General features: G+C 74.2%; 18 protein-coding genes. 3 read left to right on the forward strand and 15 right to left on the reverse strand.

Translation table 11 applies throughout. The features are described from left to right. Nucleotides 1-64: 64 nt before the first annotated feature. Genes IPL61_21090 through IPL61_21100 form a run of 3 tightly spaced genes read right to left on the reverse strand, consistent with a single transcriptional unit; the run spans nucleotide 65 to nucleotide 3,925 of the window. Entirely contained in the window at nucleotides 65-1,057 is a 993-nt protein-coding gene (locus IPL61_21090) for an FAD binding domain-containing protein (GenBank protein ID MBK9033727.1), read from the reverse strand. Further along, entirely contained in the window at nucleotides 1,057-3,441 is a 2,385-nt protein-coding gene (locus tag IPL61_21095) for a molybdopterin-dependent oxidoreductase (GenBank protein MBK9033728.1), read from the reverse strand. Before IPL61_21095 ends, IPL61_21090 begins: the two co-directional genes overlap by 1 nt. Then, complete coding sequence (locus IPL61_21100; protein ID MBK9033729.1) at nucleotides 3,434-3,925, reverse strand: (2Fe-2S)-binding protein; 492 nt, start codon at nucleotides 3,923-3,925, stop codon at nucleotides 3,434-3,436. The genes IPL61_21095 and IPL61_21100 overlap by 8 nt, the downstream gene beginning before the upstream one ends. Nucleotides 3,926-4,195: 270 nt before the next feature. Between IPL61_21100 and IPL61_21105 the strand changes: the two genes are divergently transcribed. Continuing rightward, on the forward strand, nucleotides 4,196-4,843 hold the full coding sequence (locus IPL61_21105; protein MBK9033730.1) for a Crp/Fnr family transcriptional regulator: 648 nt from the start codon (nucleotides 4,196-4,198) through the stop codon (nucleotides 4,841-4,843). Between the two features lie 242 nt (nucleotides 4,844-5,085). Here IPL61_21105 and IPL61_21110 read toward each other — a convergent pair whose 3' ends face one another. From IPL61_21110 to had, 7 genes are all read right to left on the reverse strand, one after another. Next, complete coding sequence (locus IPL61_21110; GenBank protein ID MBK9033731.1) at nucleotides 5,086-6,342, reverse strand: 2-isopropylmalate synthase; 1,257 nt, start codon at nucleotides 6,340-6,342, stop codon at nucleotides 5,086-5,088. A 19-nt stretch (nucleotides 6,343-6,361) separates the two neighbouring features. Continuing rightward, nucleotides 6,362-7,243 (reverse strand): benzoyl-CoA reductase subunit D, encoded by an 882-nt coding sequence (locus IPL61_21115; GenBank protein MBK9033732.1) that lies wholly within the window; start codon nucleotides 7,241-7,243, stop codon nucleotides 6,362-6,364. Beyond that, entirely contained in the window at nucleotides 7,231-8,538 is a 1,308-nt protein-coding gene (locus IPL61_21120) for a benzoyl-CoA reductase subunit A (protein MBK9033733.1), read from the reverse strand. Before IPL61_21120 ends, IPL61_21115 begins: the two co-directional genes overlap by 13 nt. Beyond that, complete coding sequence (bcrB, locus tag IPL61_21125; GenBank protein ID MBK9033734.1) at nucleotides 8,535-9,848, reverse strand: benzoyl-CoA reductase subunit B; 1,314 nt, start codon at nucleotides 9,846-9,848, stop codon at nucleotides 8,535-8,537. Before bcrB ends, IPL61_21120 begins: the two co-directional genes overlap by 4 nt. Beyond that, nucleotides 9,845-10,852 (reverse strand): 2-hydroxyacyl-CoA dehydratase, encoded by a 1,008-nt coding sequence (locus IPL61_21130; GenBank protein MBK9033735.1) that lies wholly within the window; start codon nucleotides 10,850-10,852, stop codon nucleotides 9,845-9,847. The genes bcrB and IPL61_21130 overlap by 4 nt, the downstream gene beginning before the upstream one ends. A gap of 177 nt (nucleotides 10,853-11,029) precedes the next feature. Next, entirely contained in the window at nucleotides 11,030-11,800 is a 771-nt protein-coding gene (locus IPL61_21135; protein ID MBK9033736.1) for an enoyl-CoA hydratase/isomerase family protein, read from the reverse strand. Next, complete coding sequence (gene had, locus IPL61_21140) at nucleotides 11,797-12,816, reverse strand: 6-hydroxycyclohex-1-ene-1-carbonyl-CoA dehydrogenase (protein ID MBK9033737.1); 1,020 nt, start codon at nucleotides 12,814-12,816, stop codon at nucleotides 11,797-11,799. The genes IPL61_21135 and had overlap by 4 nt, the downstream gene beginning before the upstream one ends. Before the next feature lie 153 nt (nucleotides 12,817-12,969). On the opposite strand from had, the gene oah reads away from it, so the two are divergent. Beyond that, the gene (oah, locus tag IPL61_21145; GenBank protein ID MBK9033738.1) at nucleotides 12,970-14,055 is read left to right on the forward strand and encodes a 6-oxocyclohex-1-ene-1-carbonyl-CoA hydratase; all 1,086 of its coding nucleotides are present in this window, start codon (nucleotides 12,970-12,972) and stop codon (nucleotides 14,053-14,055) included. 161 nt (nucleotides 14,056-14,216) lie between these two features. On the opposite strand, the gene IPL61_21150 is transcribed toward oah, so the two are convergent. Genes IPL61_21150 through IPL61_21165 form a run of 4 tightly spaced genes read right to left on the reverse strand, consistent with a single transcriptional unit; the run spans nucleotide 14,217 to nucleotide 17,423 of the window. After that, the gene (locus IPL61_21150) at nucleotides 14,217-15,026 is read right to left on the reverse strand and encodes a TonB family protein (GenBank protein ID MBK9033739.1); all 810 of its coding nucleotides are present in this window, start codon (nucleotides 15,024-15,026) and stop codon (nucleotides 14,217-14,219) included. Nucleotides 15,027-15,029: 3 nt separating this feature from the next. Next, the gene (locus tag IPL61_21155) at nucleotides 15,030-15,491 is read right to left on the reverse strand and encodes a biopolymer transporter ExbD (GenBank protein ID MBK9033740.1); all 462 of its coding nucleotides are present in this window, start codon (nucleotides 15,489-15,491) and stop codon (nucleotides 15,030-15,032) included. Next, nucleotides 15,491-16,126 carry a MotA/TolQ/ExbB proton channel family protein gene (locus tag IPL61_21160; GenBank protein MBK9033741.1) on the reverse strand — a complete coding sequence of 212 codons (636 nt, stop codon included), beginning with the start codon at nucleotides 16,124-16,126 and terminating at the stop codon, nucleotides 15,491-15,493. Before IPL61_21160 ends, IPL61_21155 begins: the two co-directional genes overlap by 1 nt. A 7-nt stretch (nucleotides 16,127-16,133) precedes the next feature. Continuing rightward, entirely contained in the window at nucleotides 16,134-17,423 is a 1,290-nt protein-coding gene (locus IPL61_21165) for a tRNA pseudouridine(13) synthase TruD (GenBank protein MBK9033742.1), read from the reverse strand. A 12-nt stretch (nucleotides 17,424-17,435) separates the two neighbouring features. On the opposite strand from IPL61_21165, the gene IPL61_21170 reads away from it, so the two are divergent. Then, complete coding sequence (locus IPL61_21170; GenBank protein MBK9033743.1) at nucleotides 17,436-18,293, forward strand: ChaN family lipoprotein; 858 nt, start codon at nucleotides 17,436-17,438, stop codon at nucleotides 18,291-18,293. Here IPL61_21170 and IPL61_21175 read toward each other — a convergent pair whose 3' ends face one another. Next, entirely contained in the window at nucleotides 18,294-18,977 is a 684-nt protein-coding gene (locus tag IPL61_21175; protein ID MBK9033744.1) for a hypothetical protein, read from the reverse strand. Nucleotides 18,978-19,093: the final 116 nt, after the last annotated feature.

The raw sequence follows: 19,093 nt of genomic DNA on the forward strand, positions 1-19,093 counted from the left end.
CCCGACGACAACGACCGCGCGCGGGCCCGCGAGTTGATCGCGATCAAGTCGCGCCCAGGTTGGCTCAGGTCGCCCCGGCGATCAGCGTCGCCAGCCCGCGGCGCAGGTGCACCGGCAGGACCTGGTGGCGATAGTCGGGATCGTAGGGCAGGTTCGGCAGCGGCCGGCACTGGCGCGCGATCAGCTCCGCCAGCACGTCGGCGGTCGCCGGCGCCGACAGCGGCTGGCCACACACCGCGTCGGTCTTGCGCAGCACCCGCGGCGTCGCGGCCAGCGCGCCGACGACCACCCGGGCGCGCGTGATCATCGCGTCGGGCAGGTCGGCGGTGAGGTCGAACGCCAGCGCGATCGAGATGAGCGGGAAGTCGATGCTGCGCCGGACCGTCCACTTGACGTAGGTGGCGCGCCGCGGCCCGGGCGCGATCGGGATCCGGACCTCGGTGGCGAGCTCGCCGGGGGCGCGGGCGGTGTGGGCGGTGCCGTCGGCGCGGTAGTAGTCGACCAGCGCGATCGTGCGCTCCCCGCCGCGGCCGCGCAGCACCAGCTGTGCGTCGAGCGAGATCAGCACCGGCACGCAGTCGCTCGACAGCGCCGCGACGCATTGCTGGCCGCCGGGCACGACGTGACAGCGATCGCCGTGGGACTTGAGGCAGCCGCCGAGCGCGTCGCGCCACAGCGCGGTCTGGTTGACGTAGCGGCAGCGGGTGTCGGCGTGGAGGTTGCCGCCGAGCGTGGCCAGGTTGCGCAGGGTCGGGCCGGCCACGCGCCCGGCGGCCAGCGCCAGGCTCGGCGCCCGCGCGCGCACCAGCGGGTGCGCGGCCAGGTCGGCCAGGATCACGCCGGCGCCGACGCGCAGCTCGCCGTCGACCTCGGCGACGTGGCGCAGCGGCAGCCGACCGAGATCGACCAGCACCGTCGGCGCGGCCAGGCGGTGCTTGAGGTTGGGCAGCAGATCGGTGCCGCCCGCGAGCGCGCGCGCGCCCGGCTCGGCCAGCGCGGCGAGCGCGTCGTCGATCCGCGTCGGGCTGACCACGCGGAGCCGGGGCAGGCGCAGCATCAGCCGACCTCGCGGCGCTTGTGCGGCGCCAGCGCGCCGGCGGCCTCGCGCGCGGCCCGGTCGGTCAGCGCCGCCAGCACCTGCGGCGGCGCGAACGGCGTGCGGGTCAGGCGGACCCCGATCGCGTCGTAGATCGCGCTGGCGATCGCCGGGATGATCGGGTGCAGCGGGCCCTCGCCGGCCTCCTTGGCGCCGTACGGCCCCTGGGCGTCGGGGTGCTCGACGATCAGCGCGTGGATCGCCGGGGTGTCGAGCGCGGTCGGCATGCGGTAGTCGAGCAGGCTCGGCGCGGCGACCACGCCGCCGTGGGCGCCGTCGACGGTGTGGGCCTCCATCAGCGCCTCGGCCAGGCCCATGTAGACCGAGCCCTCGATCTGGCCGGCGACGATGCTCGGCGACAGCGCCTTGCCGCAGTCGTGGGCGGCCCAGACCTCGACGACGCGGACCTCGCCGGTGGCGACGTCGACCTCGACCTCGGCGACGTGGGCGGTGAACGAGTACGCCGGCGACGCGCCGATCGTGCCGCCGCGGTAGTCGCCGTGGCGATCGCGGGGCGTGTCGTAGCTGCCGGCCGCGGTCAGGAGCCCGTGGTCGGCCTCGGCCCACTGGAACGCCTCGGTCAGCGAGCACCGGCGCGCGGGATCGGTCAGATCGATCGCCGCGCGCGCGACCAGCCCGACCTGCCCGGGCGCGAGCTGCCAGCGGCGGGCCACCGCGCCGGCGACCTGGCCGCGCAGCGCGCGTGCGGCCGCGAGGCAGGCGTTGCCGACCATCAGCGTCACCCGCGAGCTGTAGGCGCCGAGATCGACCGGGCACAGATCGCTGTCGGCGGCGACCACGCGGATGTCGGCGAGATCGAGGCCGAGCTCCTCGGCGGCGATCACCGCGACCATCGTCGACGAGCCCTGGCCGATGTCGTTGGCGCCGGTGAAGATCCGGGCCCGGCCCGAGCGATCGAGCGTGATCTGGACGGCGGCCTGGGGCAGCTCGGTCGGGTAGATGCAGTAGTTGGTGCCGCTGATGTAGGTCGAGCCGGCCACGCCGAGGCCGCGCCCGTAGGGCAGCCTTGCGCGCCGCGCGCGCCAGCCCGAGCCGGCCTCGACCCGATCGAGGCACTCGAGGAACCCGCACGAGCCGACCGCGAACTGGTTGATCGTGCGCGCGTCGGCGCCGAGGAAGTTGCGGCGGCGCAGCTCGATCGGATCGACGCCGAGCTCGACCGCGGCCATGTCGAGCTGGCTCTCGAGCGCGAACCGCGGCTGGACGCTGCCGTGGCCGCGCTTGGGGCCGCACGCGGGCTTGTTGGTGTACGCCCGGGTCGAGTCGAAGCGGAACGCCGGCAGCAGGTACGGCGCGCCGAGGAGCTGGCCCGAGTAGTAGGTCGTGACCAGGCCGAAGCTCGAGTAGGCGCCGCCGTCGATCACCGTCCGGGCGTCGACCGCGGTGATGCGGCCGTCGCGGTCGAACCCGGTCTTGTAGTGCATCGCCATCGGGTGGCGCCCGCGGTGCGCGAGGAACACCTCCTCGCGGGTGTACAGGAACTTCACCGGCCGACCGGTCCGGACCGCGAGCAGCGCGGCGCAGAACTCCAGGTCGAACGGCTCGCTCTTGCCGCCGAACGCGCCGCCCACCGGCGGCTGGATCACCCGGAGGCGGTGCGCCGGCCAGCCCAGCACCTTGGCCAGCTCGCGGTGCAGGTAGTGCGAGACCTGGGTCGCCGACCACACCGTCAGGACGCCGTGGCCGTCGACGGTCGCCAGCGCGCAGTGGGGCTCGAGCGCGGCGTGGGTCGAGCCCTCGAAGTGAAACTCGGTGTCGAGCACCAGCGCGCTGCCGGCCAGCGCGCCGTCGACGTCGCCGAACGCGAGGTCGACGTGCTTGGACAGGTTGCCGTGCTTGGCGTACGGGTTGATCGGCTCGTCGGTCGACGCCAGCGCGGCGACCGGATCGAAGATCGCCGGCAGCGGCTGGTAGCTGACGACGATCGCGTCGACGGCGGCGATCGCGGTGTCCTCGTCGACCGCCGCGACCGCGGCCACGCCGTCGCCGACGTGGCAGACCTTGGTCACCGCCAGGGCGTTCTCGTCGGGCGTCCACGGGATGACGCCGTACGGCGTCGGCAGGTCGGCGCCGGTGATGACCGCGTGGACCCCAGGCAGCGCCAGGGCCGGCGCGGGATCGATCGCGATGATGCGCGCGTGGGCGTGGGGCGAGCGCTTGATGCGCCCGTGCAGCATGCCGGGCAGCTTGAGATCGTCGGTGTAGCGCGCGACGCCCCGCATGCGATCGACCGCGTCGATCTTGCGGTGGGCGCGACCGACCTGGTGGCCCGCGACCGCGCGGGCCTCGTCGCGGCCGTCGCCGACCTTGCGGAAGTCAGCCACCGTCGCCCTCGCCGGGGTCGGCGCTGGCGGCGACCACCGCGTCGAGGATCCGGGTGTAGCCGGTGCACCGGCACAGGTTGCCGGCCAGGGCGGCGGCGGCCTCGTCGCGGGTGACGGGGCGACCGGCGGCGCGCAGGAACGCCTCGGCGGCCATGACGATGCCCGGGGTGCAGAACCCGCACTGCGCCGCGACCGCGTGGTCGAACGCATCGAACAGCGGGTGCAAGGTCGGTCCGCGCAGGCCCTCGACCGTGGTCACCGCGCGACCGTCGACCTGGCGGGCCAGGACCACGCACGACGGCACGGGGCGGCCATCGAGCTGCACCGTGCACGCGCCGCAGTCGCCCTTGTCGCAGCCCTGCTTGGTGCCGATCAGATCGAGCCGGTAGCGGAGGACCTCGAGCAAGGTCCAGTGGGCGGGGGTGGCGACCGTGACCGGCTCGCCGTTGAGCGTGAAGCGCACCAGGCTGGTGTCATCGTCCATCGGACGTCCTCCCTTCGGCGAGCCCAGGCGGGGCGGTCATGGGCGATGCCAGATCCGCGCCGGGGCGCTGCCGATGACCCTCGTCAACTCGAGGGTGCGGACGCGCCCCACGCGCCCCATGCGCCTGGTGACGCGGCACGCCGCGCGCAAGCTTCGCGCGGCTCGTGCGCCGGTGCGCGCAAGGCGTGCGTGGATTCGCGGGGCGGCCCCTATCCCGGTGCGCAGTTGCCGCGCGATCCGGTCGGCCCACGGCCTGCAAGCCACTACCACATGACGCCGATCAAGCCCGGGGAGATCAGCAGCTGCTCGGCGTGTCCCTGCGGCCAGGCCGCCGGCGTCCGCTACGGTGGTCGCTGTCCCCTGGTGGATCGCAAGCGCCGGACCGACGAGATGATCTACCTGGAGGGCGACGCGGTGTCGTCGGTCTGGTTCGTCAAGCGCGGCACGGTGGTCCTGTCGCGGACCACCAGCGACGGCGCTGATCACGCCCACACCGTCCGGGCGGCCGGGACCTTCATCGGGCTGGAGGCGCTGATCCAGGGCACCTACGCCGACACCGCCCGCACCACCGCGCCGACCGTGCTGTGCGGCATCAGCCGGACCGGGCTCGACGCCTGGTTCGGGCCGCGCGGGACCCCGGCGCGCATGGCGCTCGAGCTGACGCTCGCGGCCGGGTGCGCAGCGCCGGTGCGCTCGGCGGCGTCGGACGGCACGTCGATCCAGCGCGTCGCCCGGTGGATCCTGACCAGCGGCGACGAGCAGCCGGTGCCGCGCACGGTCATGGCCTCGCTGCTCGGGATGGTGCCCGAGACGCTGTCGCGGGCCCTGGCGCAGCTCGACGCCGACGGCGCGATCGCCGTGACCCGGCGCGCGGTCACCGTCCGTGATCGCGCCGCGCTCGAGCAGCGCGCGCGCTGAGCTCGTGGCGCGCGGGTCGCGCGGAAGGCGCGGGTCGCGCGGAAGGCGCGGGTCGCGCGGAAGGCGCGCGGCGGTCGTGGCGCGCGTGGCGCACCTGGCGCGCGGATGACGCATGACGCGCAGATGGCGCGTGGCGCGCGCGCGCAGATGACGCGTGGCGGTCGTGCCCCGCGTGGTGTTCATGGCGCGAGCATGACGCGCGGCGGTCGTGCCCCGGGTGGTGTTCTTGGCGCGCGGGTCGTTCACGGCGTGCGCACGACGGCCTCGAGCTCGTCGTCGGTGAGGATCCGATCCTGGCGCTTGGCGTGCGCGAGCACCCGGCCGACCAGCTCGTCGGTGGCCGGGTAGCCGTGGTGCCGCAGCCACCACGCGGCGTTGGCGCGGCCGCTGTAGTGACCGACCGCGATCTCCTGGGTCCGACCGAACCGGCGCGCCGGCACCGACGAGTACACCCGATCGGCGAGGTCGAGATCGCCCGAGGCCTCGGCCTTGGCCACGGCCGCGGCGTGGACGCCGGTCGCGGTCCGGAACACGTCGCGGCCCGCCAGCGGGTACGACGCCGGGATCGGCACGCCGGTGGCCACGCTGATCTGCGTGACGTAGTCGACCAGGCACGACACGTCGTGGCGGGCCGGATCGAGCAGGCCGAGCAGGTGCAAGTTGAGCAAGATCAGATCGAGCGGGGCGTTGCCGGCGCGCTCGCCCAGGCCCAGGCCGCAGCCGTGGACCCGGTCGACGCCGCACTCGAGCGCGGCCAGCGAGTTGACCAGCGCGTGGCCGCGATCGTCGTGGCCGTGCCAGTCGACCGCGACCCGGTCGGCGACGTCGAGCGCGCGCAGCACGCCGCGGGTGAAGTTGACCAGGCTGCGCACGCCCTCGGGCGTGGCGTGGCCGCAGGTGTCGCACAGCACCAGCCGGCTGGCGCCGGCGTCGATCGCCGCGCGGAACAGCGTGTCGAGCGCGGTCGGGTGGCTGCGGCTGGTGTCCTCGGTGACGAACGACGCCGGCAGGCCGGCGGCCACGACCGCGCCGATCGCGGTCCGGGTGTGCGCGACCAGCTGGGCCAGGTCCCAGCCCTCGACGATGCTGCGGATCGGGCTCGAGCCGATGAACACCGTCACCTCGATGGCCATGCCGGCCTGCTGCGACAGGTCGAGGATCGGCGTGATGTCGGCCAGGACCGTGCGCGCGGCGCAGTTGGGCGTGAGCGGGAGCCGCTCGGCGTCGATGGTCCGCAGGAGCGCGAGCACGTCGGTGCGCGCGCGCTGGCCGGCGCCGGGCAGGCCGAGGTCGACCGCGTCGATCCCGAGCCGCGCCATCAGCCGCAGGAGCGCCTGCTTCTGCTCGATCGAGGGGTCGCGCACCGACGGCGCCTGCAGGCCGTCGCGGAAGGTCTCGTCGAGCAGCCCCGGCGGCTTGCGCACCGCCGGCCGGGCGCGGTCCTTCTCGTTCCAGTCGTAGATGCGGCTGGTCGGATCGTCGCGGTCGACCTGCAGCATGGCAAACCTCGGGCGGCGGTCAGCCGCCGACGGTGAGCGGCGCCGCGCCCAGGGCAGTCGGCGTCAGGGTGGAGCCCGCGGCCAGCTTGCGCCGACGGAACGCGCCCCACAGCGCGGCGCCGATCGCGCCGGCGTGGGCCGACAGCGGGTGGGTCAGGACCTCGGTCTCGGCGCCGCTGTCGTTGAGCCGCTCGCGCAGGGTCGCCATCAGGCCGGCGTTGCCGGCCAGGCCGCCGGTGACCATGACCGGCGTGCCGCCCTTGGCCGCGCGCAGGAGCTTGACCAGGCGGATCGCGACCGACTCGTGGATGCCGCGCAGGATCTCGGCGGTCGAGATGCCGCGCGAGACCATGTTGATCACGTCGGTCTCGGCCAGCACCGCGCAGATGCCCGAGACCGGCTCGGGCCGCGCCGCCGTCATCGCCAGCGCGCCGACCTCGTCGAGGCGGACGCCGAGGTAGCGCGCGATGTTCTCGATGAACTGGCCGGTGCCGGCCGCGCACTGCGAGGTCATGCGCGACGCCAGCACCCGGGCCCGGGGATCGATCACGATCGCCCGCGCCCACAGCGCGCCGACGTCGAGCACCGAGCGGGCCCGGGGCTCCAGGAACAAGCCGCCGCGGGCGTGGCAGGTCATGCCGTAGAAGTGGCCGGTGCGGACGCCCTCGGCGACGTCGCCGTCGCCGGTCGACGCGATGTAGGCCAGGTCGCCTTCGTCGACCTTGGCCGTGGCCAGCGCGCTGCGCAGCGCCGCGGCCAGCACCGCCTGGGGCGCGCGCCGCCGGATGCGCTCGAGGTGGGTGGCGCGGAGCTCGGCGCCGCGGTCGGCGTCGTCATCGAGGATGACGACCTTGATCGCGCTCGAGCCGACGTCGATGCCACAGGTGGTCAGGCGTTGCATCCGGCACACTCCTTGGCGTCGGGCAGGTCCTCGGCCGGCACCCCGCGTCGGGCGAACAGGGCCGCGCCGAGCGCGCCGGTGTAGATCGAGTCGGCGTGGACGTTGATCGTGCGCGGGCCGTAGTGGGTCCGGACCATGTCGTCGAGCGCGTTGACCGCGGCCTGGTTGCGCGCGACCCCGCCGGTGAACGTGAGCTGATCGGTGACCCCGCCCGAGCGGGCCAAGAGGCTCATCGCCCGGGTGATGATCGCGCGGTGCAGGCCGCTCAGCACGTCCTCGCGCTTCTCGCCGACCGCGAGCAGGTCGCGGATCTCGGTGCCCGCGAAGACGGTGCAGGTCGAGGTGATCCGCGACGGCCGCTTCGAGGTCAGCGCCAGCGGCCCGAGCTCGTGCAGGCCGAGCTGCAGCTCGTCGGCGATGTAGCCCAGGTAGCGGCCGCAGCCGGCCGCGCACCGATCGTTCATCTGGAAGGACGTCACCAGGCCGTGCCCGTCGACCTGGATCGCCTTGGTGTCCTGGCCGCCGATGTCGAGCACGGTCCGGGTCGCGGGCAGCATCGCGTGGGCGCCGAGGCCGTGGCACAGGATCTCCGAGCGGATGCACTCGCGCGGGAACGGCAGCCGGGCCCGGCCGTAGCCGGTGCCGACGAACCCGACCACGTCGAACGTCGCCGCGCCGGCGTCGCGCCCGGCCGCCAGCGCCGCGGCCCGCCGGTCGCCGGTCAGGCCCGCGTGCGCGACCGCGGCCGCGAACACGTCGTCGAACGGCAGGTCGATGAGCTGGTTCTCGGCGTCGAGGATCGCGCGGTCGTAGACGCCGAGCACGCGCTCGAAGTCGACGCCGGCGCGCGCGCTCTGCTCCTCGGCCAGCGCGTGGAAGCGGGCGCCGACGATGTCGCGGAAGAACGAGCCGCGGCTGCGCGCGGTGGCGTTGAACAGCTGGCTGGCCTCGTCGACCATGCGCGCCAGGATCACGTCGACCGCGGGCGCGAGGCGCGGGCCCTCGCCCGGGATCGCGGCGGCGGTGGCGCGGCACGACTGGCGCAGGGCGTCGAGCCGGGCCAGGTCAGCGCTGACCCAGAACGCCTCGGCGATCGCGGCGCCGTCGGGGCCGAGCAGGCGCAGCGCCAGGGCCAGGCGCGCGTCGGTCATCGCGTCGCGGCGGGCGATCTCGACCGCGACGTCGTAGTTGGAGCGGGTGTTGGTGATGCCGCGGCCGACGACGTGCTCGTCGCCGTCGACCAGCACGGCCTTGCTCGTGGTCGAGCCGAGATCGACGCCGAGGTAGAGCTTCACGGCACCACCTCGAGGTGGACGCGCGCGGGCGCGGGCGGCGTCGGGATCGAGCCGCCGGTGCGGCGGGCGTGGAGCATCTGCAGGTACGACTCGATGCGGTTCTTGATGTTGGCCTGGCCGTAGTAGCGGGCGTCGACGAGGTCGGACTCGATGAAGCCGCCGGGCACGCCGGTCAGGCGCTCGACCTCGCGCAGCATGTGGAGCTGGCCGGCCGAGAACGAGTTGCAGCTCTTGACCGAGTGGATCACGAAGCCGTCGGCCTCGTACTCCTTGACCATGTCGGCCAGGATCTGGCTGCGCCGCGGCAGCGGCAGGTTGGTGTAACAGGACAGGCAGTAGTCGGCGAGCGACTCGAGCGGGTTGGCTGGGTCGTGCAGGAAGCCGCGCTCGTAGGTGCCGCCGACCTGGGTGTAGGTCGAGGCCACGCACACCGCGCCCTCGTCGTAGAAGATCTTCCAGAAGTCCCGGAACGAGGTCCAGTTGGGCGGCCCCTCGACCACGAGCCGGAACTGCTCGTCGCCGAGCGTGCCCTCGGGCGTGATCGGACCGGCGCCGGCGGCCAGCCGCTCCTCGACCTCGCCCCGCAGCATCGCGTAGTACCGGCACGCGTCCTCGCTGCCGCGGAACGACGTGAAGATCGGGCCGATGTAGTAGACGCCGCCGAAGTAGGCGTCGATCGGCGACGGCCGGTGCTTGGCCGAGCGGAAGACCCAGGCCAGGTCCTCCTCGGCCCGGCGCGAGTTGGCCAGCAGCGCGCGCAGCTTGTCGAGGTCGAGCCGCTTGCCGGTGACCTTCTCGAGCTTGGGGATGACCTCGCGCTGGAGCTGCTCGACCACGTAGGCGCGCATGGCCGGGGTGACGACGCCGTCGCCGACGTACGGCACGTGCAGCATCGCCACCTCGCACTGGTACTGCTCGCGCAACAGCTCGAACCACTTCATGAACGTGAAGCAGCCGGTGAACGACAGGAGCAGCAGGTCGGGCGGCGGGATGGTGTCACCGGTGGGCCCGACGTTGCCCTTGGCCAGCATGCCGAGGTCGCACTTGACGTAGCTGCAGACGTCCTCGGAGTGGCCGCCGCGCTCGGCCTCGCGGATGAAGCCGCTCGAGCGCTGGCGCATCGCCGACTGCAGCGCGTTGACCTCCGGGTACACCGGGGCCACGTCGAACGCCGCCATCAGCTCGGCCAGGTTGCCGGGGACGAACGTGTAGACCACCGGCCGGCCCTCGTCCTTGGCCCGGCTGAGCCGCGCGAAGTACCCGGCGAGCAGGTCCTTCTGCGCGTCCATCGAGGCTTCCTTCTTGATCATGCGGTCCCCCACAGCTTGACGGAGTCGGCGAAGGTGCCGGCCTGCTCGCGGATCGCCTGGAACTGGCCGGTGTTCTCGGCGTACTTGAACGACGTGTACGGGATGTTGCGCTGGTCGAGCACGCGGGTCAGGCGCGGCTGATCGAGCAGCGCCGGGTCGCAGAACGACGGCGCGGCGAAGATCACGCCGTCGGCGCCGACCGCGGCGACCCGGTCGGCGAGGATCCGGCCGGCGTGGCCGTGCTCGTCGTAGCGCACCGCGGACGGGCGCGTGGCGCGCAGCCAGGCCGCGACGATCGCGGCCATCGGGTCGCCGTCGTCCCCCAGCACCGGATCGGGCCCGTTGGGCTCGACGCCGAGCGTCAGGTCGTCGTCGACGATGTAGCAGCCGGCCTTCTCGGCGGCGCGCAACAGCGCGCGCGGCGGCTGCTCGCAGAACGCGCCGACCAGGCACACGCGGATCCGATCCTCGGGCTTGCGGCCGCGGGCGGTGGCCGCGGCGAGGTAGGCCTCGGCCAGCTCGATCCAGGCCCGGGGCGGCATGCCGTCGGCGGCGCGGCGCAGCAGGTAGACCTCGTCGATCGGCAGGTTCCACGGCTCGCGCATGCGCGCGGCGGCCAGCTCGCGCATGACCGCGTGGGCGGCGGTGACGTCGGCGATGGCGGCGTGCAGCCGGCTCGGGTCGGGCGCGAGGCCGCTGCGCGCGCACAGCTCCTGGAACAGCGCGGTCAGCTCGTGGTGCAGGTAGGCCGCGGCGCTGGCCGGCTCGGCGGTCTGGGGCGGATCGATGAACCGCACCAGGTGCTGCGGGAACGTGGTCTGCCACATGCCCGACAGGTTGCGGATGACGTCGCAGGTGTTGGGGAAGACCATGCCGTCGAGGCCGTCGAGGTGGCCGAGCAGCCCCAGCTCCAGCGTCGAGCGCGGCAGGTGACAGATGTACGACTGGTAGTAGGCGTCGCCGCGGATGGTCTCGATCCGATCGCCGGCGCCGCGGACGAACACCGGCAGCGCGCCGGCGGCCCAGCAGGACCTCGCGCGGCGCGAACACCGGCATGCACCCGATCGCGATGCGGTTGGGGCCGGCCTCCTTCCAGGCGCGGACGTGGGTGAGGGCGACGTCGTCGAACCGCGCCTCGAGGTCGCGGACGAGATCGTCGACGGACGGGGTCGGGGTGGTGGTCACCGGTCCTCCCAGCGGGGCGGGCGCTTCTCGAGGAAGGCGCGCACGCCCTCCTCGGCGTCATGGGTGGGCGACAGCTCGGCGGCGTAGAGCCGCTCGAGCACGGGCAAGAGGTCGTCGAGGTCGCGCCGCAGGCCGGCGCGGGCCGCGCGCGTCGCCAGGCGCAGCGAGCTGGCGCTGTGCGGCACCAGGCTGGCGCGGATCCACGCGGCGGCCGCGGCCTCGGGGTCGTCGGCGACCGCGGTGGCGAGGCCGAGCTCGACCGCGGCGGCCGCGTCGACGGACCTGCCCGAGCACAGCAGGTCCTCGGCCCGGGCCTGGCCGAGCCGGCGCGGCAGCAGCACCGACGCCACCGGCGCCAGCGCGCCCAGGCGGATCTCGGGCTGCCCGAGCTGCGCGTCGGGGGCGACGAACACCCGCGCGGCCAGGCTGGCCAGCTCGAGGCCGCCGCCGAGGCAGTGGCCGCGGATCGCGGCGACGATCGGCAGGTCGCACGCGAGCAGCGCGCGGATCGCGCCGTGGAAGCGGGCGAGCATGCCGGCGGCGTGGGCCCGGGCGTGCTCGGGCACCGACGCGCCGACCGAGAAGTTGGGGCCGGCGGCGGACAGCAAGATCGCGCGGGCGTGGGTGGCGCTGGTGATCGCGGCGGCCTGGACGGCCAGCACGTCGAGCGCGGCGCCGTCGAGGACGTTGCGCGGCGGCCGGGTCAGGCGCAGCTCGACGAACGCGCCGTCGTCGTGGACCTGCAGGGTGATCGGGGCGTCGGTCATGGGATCAGCACCGGGCGATGGTCGACCTGGTGATCGCGGACCGCGGCCAGCACCGCCGGGGCGTCGGCGAGCGCGTGGCGCCCGACCGCCGAGGCCAGATCGATCTTGCCGGTCAGCGCCAGCTCGAGCGCGGGGGCGTAGAGCGCCGGATCGGCGCCCCAGTTGCCGTAGGCCTCGGCGTCGAGCGCCATCAGGTTCGACAGCCGCAGCGGGATCACCTCGGGCGTGAACCCGACGATCGCGAGCTTGCCGCCGCGGGTCAGCAGGGCGAACGCGAGCTGCTGCCCGGCCGGCGTGCCCGAGCACTCGAACACGTGCCAGCCGGCGTCGGGCGCGCCCGCGCCGAGGCGCTTCGCCAGCTCCTTGCGGGCGGCCTTGGGCTCGACGGTGCGCGGGTCGACGACCACCCGGGCGCCGTGGGCGGTCGCGCGCTCGAGCCGCGCCGGCGCGACGTCGATCGCCACGACCGTGGCGCCGAGCGCGACCGCGATCTCGACCAGGAAGCCGCCGACGCCGCCGGCGCCGACCACGATCGCGACGTCGCCGGCCGCCAGGCCGGTGCGCGTGACCGCCTGCAGCGGCGTGGTCACCGCGTCGGCGATCGCCGCGAGGCGCCACGGCTCGTCGACCGCCGGCACCGGGCACAGGTAGCGGCTCGGCACCTGCACGTGGGTCGCGAACCCGCCGTCGTGGTGGTTGCCGGGCATGCGGCCGTGGGCGCACGCGGTCGGTCGGCCGCGCCGACACGCCGGACACTCGCCGCACGGGCTCACCGCGGGCACCAGCACGAGGCCGCCGTCGGCGCGGCGGCCGATGATCTCGTGCCCGAGCACCAGCGGGCCTTTGTGCGCGGGCGCGACGCCGTCGTAGAGGTACCCGAGGTCGGTGTGGCACACACCGCAGCCGAGCACCTCGACCGTGACGTGGCCGGGCGGCGGCTCGGGCAGCGGCTCCTCGAACCAGGCCAGCTGGCCCGGGCCGGTCATCCGCCAGCCCCTGCGGATCGTGTCGTCCATGAGCGCACTCTAGGAGCGCGCGCTCGCGGCGGCTTGACGGTGGTCAAGTGCGAGCCGGATTCCGGCGGGCCCCTGCGCGCACCCCCGCACGAATCGCTGGCGGAGTTGATCGCGATCAACTCGCCGGGCCGACCCCGGCGCTACCAGAGGGACATGTACGACCACGACCTCGTGCCCGGCTACACGTTCAAGCACATCCGCGTCGAGCGCCACCCGGTCTTCGACGCCAAGGGCGGCGCGGTCGAGGGGCTCCACAACCTGTGGATCGTCCTCGACAACGAAGCCCAGTTCAACTCGTACACGACCGACACGATCAAGGAGGTGATCCTGGCGTTCCGGCACGCCTCCAACGATCGCGCCGCGGTGTGCGCGGTGTTCACCGCCGCTGGCCACAAGGCGTTCTGCTCGGGCGGCAACACCCGCGAGTACGCGACCCGCTACGCCGGTCACGCCGGCGAGTACCGCCAGTACATGCGCCTGTTCAACGACATGGTCTCGGCGATCCTGGCGTGCGACAAGCCGGTGATCTGCCGCGTCAACGGCCTGCGGGTCGGCGGCGGTCAGGAGATCGGCATGGCCTGCGACTTCTCGGTCGCGTCGGACCTGGCGCGGTTCGGCCAGGTCGGCCCCAAGCACGGCTCGGCGCCCGACGGCGGCGCCACCGACTTCCTGCACCTCTACGTCGGGATCGAGCAGGCGATGCTGTCGTGCACCACCGCGGCCGGGCTGTGGAGCGCGCACAAGGCGATGCGGCTGGGCCTGCTCACCGAGATCGCGCCGGCGCTCAAGGTCGACGGCGCGTTCGTGCCCAACCCGCTGGTCGAGACCGCGCGCTACCTCGACGAGCGCGGCCAGATCGTCTACGGCGAGAGCAAGACCGGCGACGCGCTCGCCGCCGGCAAGGCGCTGCTCGCCAGCGGCACGGTCGACCTCAGCGAGCTCGATCGCGCGGTCGATCGGCTGACGACGAAGCTCCTGATGACCTTCCCCGAGTGCTCGATCAAGACGATCGAGAGCCTGCGCAAGAAGAAGCTCGAGCACTGGGACAAGAACAAGGAGCAGAGCCGCGCGTGGCTGGCGCTCAACATGATGGCCGAGGCCAAGGCCGGCTTCCGCGCCTTCGAGTCCGGCGGCGCCCGCGAGGTCGACTTCGTCGGGCTGCGCCAGCGGCTGGCGCTCGGGGCCACGTGGGAGGGCGCCGACCTCGAGACCGCGATCATGCCGCCGCCGAAGGCCTGAGCCGTCGGCCGGCGGCGGTCACCGGGGGTGCGGGGGCGGCGATCTATGGCGGCGGCGGCGGATCGCGGCGGCAGCGAGAACGTGAACTCCCAGACGACGATCGACGAGACCGGGCGGTCGGCGTCGTCGAGCGCGAGCGTGCACTCGAGCGCGGCGGCCGGTCACGGCGGCAGCGAGAACGTGAACTCCCAGACGACGATCGACGAGACCGGGCGGTCGGCGTCGTCGAGCGCGGGCGTGAACTCGAGCGCGCGGGCGCGGCGCAGCGCCAGCTCGTCGAGGCCGTGGCCCAGGCGCGTGACCAGCGTGGCCTTGACGACCTGGCCGCGCTCGTCGACCACCAGCTTGGCCTTGATCACGCCCTCGGTGCCCAGCGCGCGGGCCTCGGCCGGGTAGTCCTTGCCGGCGTCGAAGTAGTCGAAGTCGCCCTTGGGCTTCGCGCGGGTCTTGATGGCCGCGACCGACACCGGCCGGGCCTGGACCGCGGGCCCGACGCCGCTGCCCGAGCCGCCGCCGGAGCCGCCGCCGCTGCCACCGCCGCCGGTGGGGCCGGTCGGGGGCCGGCCGGTCGCGACCGCCGGACCGTTCCCGCCAGCGCCGAGATCGGGCAGGCGGTAGATCGGCGCGTCGCCGCCGCCGGTGCTCGGCGTGTCCGACGGGGGCGGCGCGGTCTCGGACGGCGGCGGCGTCGCGGTCGTGGCGGCGCGCCGGCGCGTGGTCGGCGGCGCGACCGGGGTCGGGGCGACCAGGTCGGTCGGCGGCGGGGCGGTGGCCACCTCGGGCTCGGCCGGCGGCGGCGGCGGCGGTGGTGGTGGGCGCAGCGCCGCGACGTCGACGTCGACCAGCGAGATCCGCGGCGGCGGCGGCTTGGGCTCGGACTTGTTGACGACCCCCACGGCGTCGACGACCACCGCCGCGATCAGGTGCACGGCGACGGTCGCGGCGATGGTGAGGTGCAGCGTCGTCGCCATGAGCTACTGCGGCGCGACCGCCGGCTGCGGGGTGGTCACGGTCGTCGGCGCGGCCGCGGGATCGTTGGCGAGCGAGATGCTCTCGATACCGGCGGTCTTGGCCAGCTCGATCGCGCCGAAGATCGCGCCGTAGGCGGCGCTGGTGTCACCGACGATGATGGCCTTGGCGTTGGGATCGCGCTTGGCCAGGTCGGTCAGGGTCTGCTTGGCCTTGACGCGGTCGGGGTAGGCCTCGCCCTTGATGTAGACCACGCCGCCCTTGTCGACGGTGATGATCACGGTGCCGGGCACGTCCTGGCCGACCGACGACTTGGGCTTCTCGACCTCGACGCCGCGCTGCACGATCAGGCGCGCCGTGACCATGAAGATCACCAGCAGCACCAGCGCGACGTCGACGAACGGCGTGACGTTGATGTCGGTGATGACCGCGCCGTCGTCGTCCTGGTACAGGCTGCCGCCGGCCATCAGCGGCTCCGCTCGGCGGCGTGGGCGGCGGCCAGCACCGCGTGGGCCATCTCGTCGGCGCCGCCCATGACCACCTTGAGCCGGCGGCTGAAGAAGTTGTAGGCGACGACCGCCGGGATCGCGACCAGCAGGCCGATCGCGGTGGCGGTGAGGGCCTCGGCGATGCCGGCCATGACCGCGGTCTCGCTGCCGGTGGTGGCCGCCTTGAGATCGTCGAACGCCTTGATCACGCCGAGCACGGTGCCGAACAGCCCGACGAACGGGACGTTGTTGCCGAGGGTGCCGAGCACGATCAGGTTCTTGTCGGCGTCGCGGCGCCAGCGCGCGCGCTCGCCGTGCATGGCCTCGGCGGCGGCGGCGGGGCCCCCGGCCAGGGCCTCGAGCCCGGTGGCCGCGACCTGCAGCGGGATCGCCGGCGACGCGCGCCAGCGCTTGGCCAGCGCGGCCCGGGCCTCGTCGTCGGTGGCGCGGGCCAGCTCGCCGCGCGCGCTCGCGGTGTCGCCGTCGCGGTGGCGGAACCACAGCGCGCGATCGACCATGATCGCGATCGACACGACCGACAGGACGATCAGGAGCCACATCACCCACTCGGCACCGAGGAGCGCGAAGTCGACGAACGATTGCGTGAGGTTCATGGGCGGGCTACTCGAGAGGTTGGTCGGAGGGATCGGCCGCGGCACCGGCGCCGCGGTCGGCGGGAGAGTCGTCGAGCGCGTCGGCGTCGGCGGGCGCGGCGTCGGCGCCGAACCCGTCCGGGCACTTTTGCACCTCGCGCAGGATCGCGGTGGCGTAGGCGCCGGCGGGCAGTGAAAACGTGACGCGGATCGCGTCGGGCGCGACCACCTCGACCGCGGTGCCGGCCAGCGCGAGGAAGCCGACCCGCCGGGTGCCGCTGGCGAGGCCGCCGAGGCGGGCGAAGTCGGCCGGGCCCAGGCCGATCGCGTCGAGCAGCCGGGCCTCGCGCACGTGCGCGGGCGAGCCGTCGGGCGGCGACCTCATCGCCGCGCCGAACATCGGTCCGGTCAGCGCCACCTCGCCGGCGTCGAGCCGCGGCTGATCGATCTCGGGCTCGCTCGACACGAACATGCCGCCGGTGGCCGGCTTGGTCAGCACGTCGCCGGCGAGCACGGTGCGGTCGAGCCCGTCGGCGAGGCGCTCGCACAGCCACTGGTTGAACAGGTGCGACTGCAGCGCCGACACCAGGAAGCGCTTGCGCTTGGGCGGGCCGCCGCCCTTGCCGCCGCTGCGGATCACCGCGAGGCCGGCGGCGGGGTTGTCGCCGCGGGCGCCGAACCGCTGCTCGCCGTACCAGTTGGGCGCGCCGGCGGCGAGCGCCGCGAAGATCGCCTCGGCCTGCGCGGCGGCGACGCTGGCGTCGTCGAGCCCGCGCACGACCAGCGCGAACCGGTTGCCGTGCAGGTGGCCGGTGCGGAGCTTGTGGCGGTGCCGGACCGCGGCCAGCACCGTCAAGCCGGGCTCGGCCAGGTCGGCGAGCTGCTCGGGGCGCGCCGGCGGCGGCAGCGACAGCCACTGGCGCGTGACCGCGTGCCGGTCCTTCATCCCGGCCCAGCCGACGTCGCGCGCCGGCACCCCGGCGGCGGCGGCCAGCCGGTTCGCGGCCTCGGGCGTGGTCAGCCCGCGCTTCTCGATGTGGACGAAGACGTGGTCGCCCTCACCGCTGGGCGGGTAGGCCGGCAGCTCGTCGACGGCGAAGTCGTCGTCGCTGGCGCGGAGGTGGCCGCCGATGCCGGGCAGCGCGCTGGTGCGGTATGGCAGCACGAGGGCGGCCAGGGGCGTCGCGGTCACCGCCTTACTCTGGCATGGCCGCGCCGATGGTACAGTCGCCCGGTGCGCTTCTGCTGCCTGGCCATCGCCGTGACGCTCGGGGCCTGTGGCGGGCGCCGGCCGCCCCCCGCCGCCCCCGGCCACCATGACACCACCCCCGTGACGCTGGCCGACGCGGCCTTGCCGTTCGCGATCGTCGACGGCCACACCGGCCGCGCGGTCACCCCCGAGGCGTTCTGGGCCGCGCTGACCGCCGCGCGCGCGGTCTGCGCCGGCGAGGAGCACCCCAACCCGCACCACCACTGGGCCCAGCTCACGATCGTCGAGCACCTGGTCGCGGCGCCCGGGCGGCGCGCGCTCGGGCTCGAGATGATCCAGACGCCGTTCCAGGGCGTCGTCGACGACTTCGCCACCGGCGTGATCGACGAGCCGACGTTCTTGACCCGGGTGGGCTGGAGCGATCGCTGGGGCTACCCGTGGAGCCTGTACCAGCCGATCATCGCGGCGGCGACGGGCCACCACTGGGGCGTGCGGGCGCTCAACGCCCCGGCCGAGCTGGTCAAGCGCGTGTCGAAGGTCGGCGTGGCCGGCCTCACGCCCGCGGAGCAGGCCCAGCTGCCCGAGCTGGTCCTCGACGACGCCCGCCACCGGGCCTGGTTCGACGCGCTCATGGCCGACATGGGCGAGCACGGCGGCGCGAACATGCCGACGCCCGACAACATGTACGCGGCCCAGGTGCTCTGGGACGAGTCGATGGCGGCCGGCGCCAAGGCCTGGCTCGACGGCGCCGACGCGATCGTGATCATCGCCGGCAACGGCCACTGCCACGACTCGGCGATCGTCGGTCGCCTGCGGCGGCGCGGCGTCACCGACGCGGTGTCGGTGCGGCCGATCATCGACGACGGCGACGGCAACGTGGCCGCGGCCCTGGCCGAGGGCGGCGTCGACTACCTGTGGATCATGACCCGCGCCGCCGCCGCCACGCCCGCCGCCGCCACGCCCGCCGCCGCGCCGTGATCAGGCGCCGGCTTCGCCGAGCAGCTGCCCGGCCTTGGCGCCGAGCCAGCTGCGGATGAACATGCAGTACTCGGCGCACTCTTCCTTGGTGTCGGGCGCCGGGAACAGCGTCATCGCGTTCATCGGGTTCTTGCTCACGAGCGCGTCGTAGATCGCCTTGGTCGCGGCGGCGGTCTTGGCGCCGAGGAAGCCGTCGACGGTGAGCGCCTTGTACCCGAGCGCCTCGGCGAAGCGGTTCAGATCGGTCTGGAGCGCCTTGAAGTCGTCGTGGACCGGACCGGCGCCGTAGGCGATCGCGTCCTTGGTGTTCCACTCCTTGCCGCTGCCGCGGTGGTAGCGGCGCAGGTCCGAGAGGTTGAGCGCCTTGCGCGCGGTGGTCTCGAGCCAGGTGCGCGACGCCATCGCGTTCTCGGCGGTGCCGGCCACCGTGGTCGGCGGGATCAGCGTCGCCGCCAGGAGCGGGTTGGCGGCGACCACCGCGAGGTGCGTGGCCTTGAGCGCGGCCAGCGTCTGCGGGCCGAGGACGCCGTCGACCTTGACCGTCTCGAAGCCGACCTTCTCGGCGAAGTAGTTGAGGTCGGCCTGGATGCCGCGGAACACCTCGCGCGCGGCGCCGGTGCCGGTGATCGTCTCGCCGTGCTGGGTCCAGTCGCGGCTTGCCTCGAGCTTGCGGTCGTCAGTCATCTCGTCCTCCTCGTGGTGAGGCGCCAGCCTACACGACTCGCCGCCGCCAGGGCCGCGCCGGCGGACATCGCTCGGGGCCGCGCGGGGCACCGCTCGGGTAGGTGCTCGGCCAGGCG

The sequence above is a fragment of the Myxococcales bacterium genome, from assembly GCA_016717005.1.
Lineage (GTDB): Bacteria > Myxococcota_A > Polyangia > Haliangiales > Haliangiaceae > UBA2376.

Bases quoted from the DNA above. Each gene is read 5' to 3' on its own strand.
- IPL61_21090 (MBK9033727.1), bottom strand. From the start codon at position 1,057: ATGCTGCGCCTGCCCCGGCTCCGCGTGGTCAGCCCGACGCGGATCGAC.
- IPL61_21100 (MBK9033729.1), bottom strand. From the start codon at position 3,925: ATGGACGATGACACCAGCCTGGTGCGCTTCACGCTCAACGGCGAGCCG.
- IPL61_21105 (MBK9033730.1), top strand. From the start codon at position 4,196: ATGACGCCGATCAAGCCCGGGGAGATCAGCAGCTGCTCGGCGTGTCCC.
- IPL61_21110 (MBK9033731.1), bottom strand. From the start codon at position 6,342: ATGCTGCAGGTCGACCGCGACGATCCGACCAGCCGCATCTACGACTGG.
- IPL61_21115 (MBK9033732.1), bottom strand. From the start codon at position 7,243: ATGCAACGCCTGACCACCTGTGGCATCGACGTCGGCTCGAGCGCGATC.
- bcrB (MBK9033734.1), bottom strand. From the start codon at position 9,848: ATGATCAAGAAGGAAGCCTCGATGGACGCGCAGAAGGACCTGCTCGCC.
- IPL61_21135 (MBK9033736.1), bottom strand. From the start codon at position 11,800: ATGACCGACGCCCCGATCACCCTGCAGGTCCACGACGACGGCGCGTTC.
- had (MBK9033737.1), bottom strand. From the start codon at position 12,816: ATGGACGACACGATCCGCAGGGGCTGGCGGATGACCGGCCCGGGCCAG.
- oah (MBK9033738.1), top strand. From the start codon at position 12,970: ATGTACGACCACGACCTCGTGCCCGGCTACACGTTCAAGCACATCCGC.
- IPL61_21150 (MBK9033739.1), bottom strand. From the start codon at position 15,026: ATGGCGACGACGCTGCACCTCACCATCGCCGCGACCGTCGCCGTGCAC.
- IPL61_21155 (MBK9033740.1), bottom strand. From the start codon at position 15,491: ATGGCCGGCGGCAGCCTGTACCAGGACGACGACGGCGCGGTCATCACC.
- IPL61_21160 (MBK9033741.1), bottom strand. From the start codon at position 16,126: ATGAACCTCACGCAATCGTTCGTCGACTTCGCGCTCCTCGGTGCCGAG.
- IPL61_21165 (MBK9033742.1), bottom strand. From the start codon at position 17,423: ATGGTGGCCGGGGGCGGCGGGGGGCGGCCGGCGCCCGCCACAGGCCCC.
- IPL61_21175 (MBK9033744.1), bottom strand. From the start codon at position 18,977: ATGACTGACGACCGCAAGCTCGAGGCAAGCCGCGACTGGACCCAGCAC.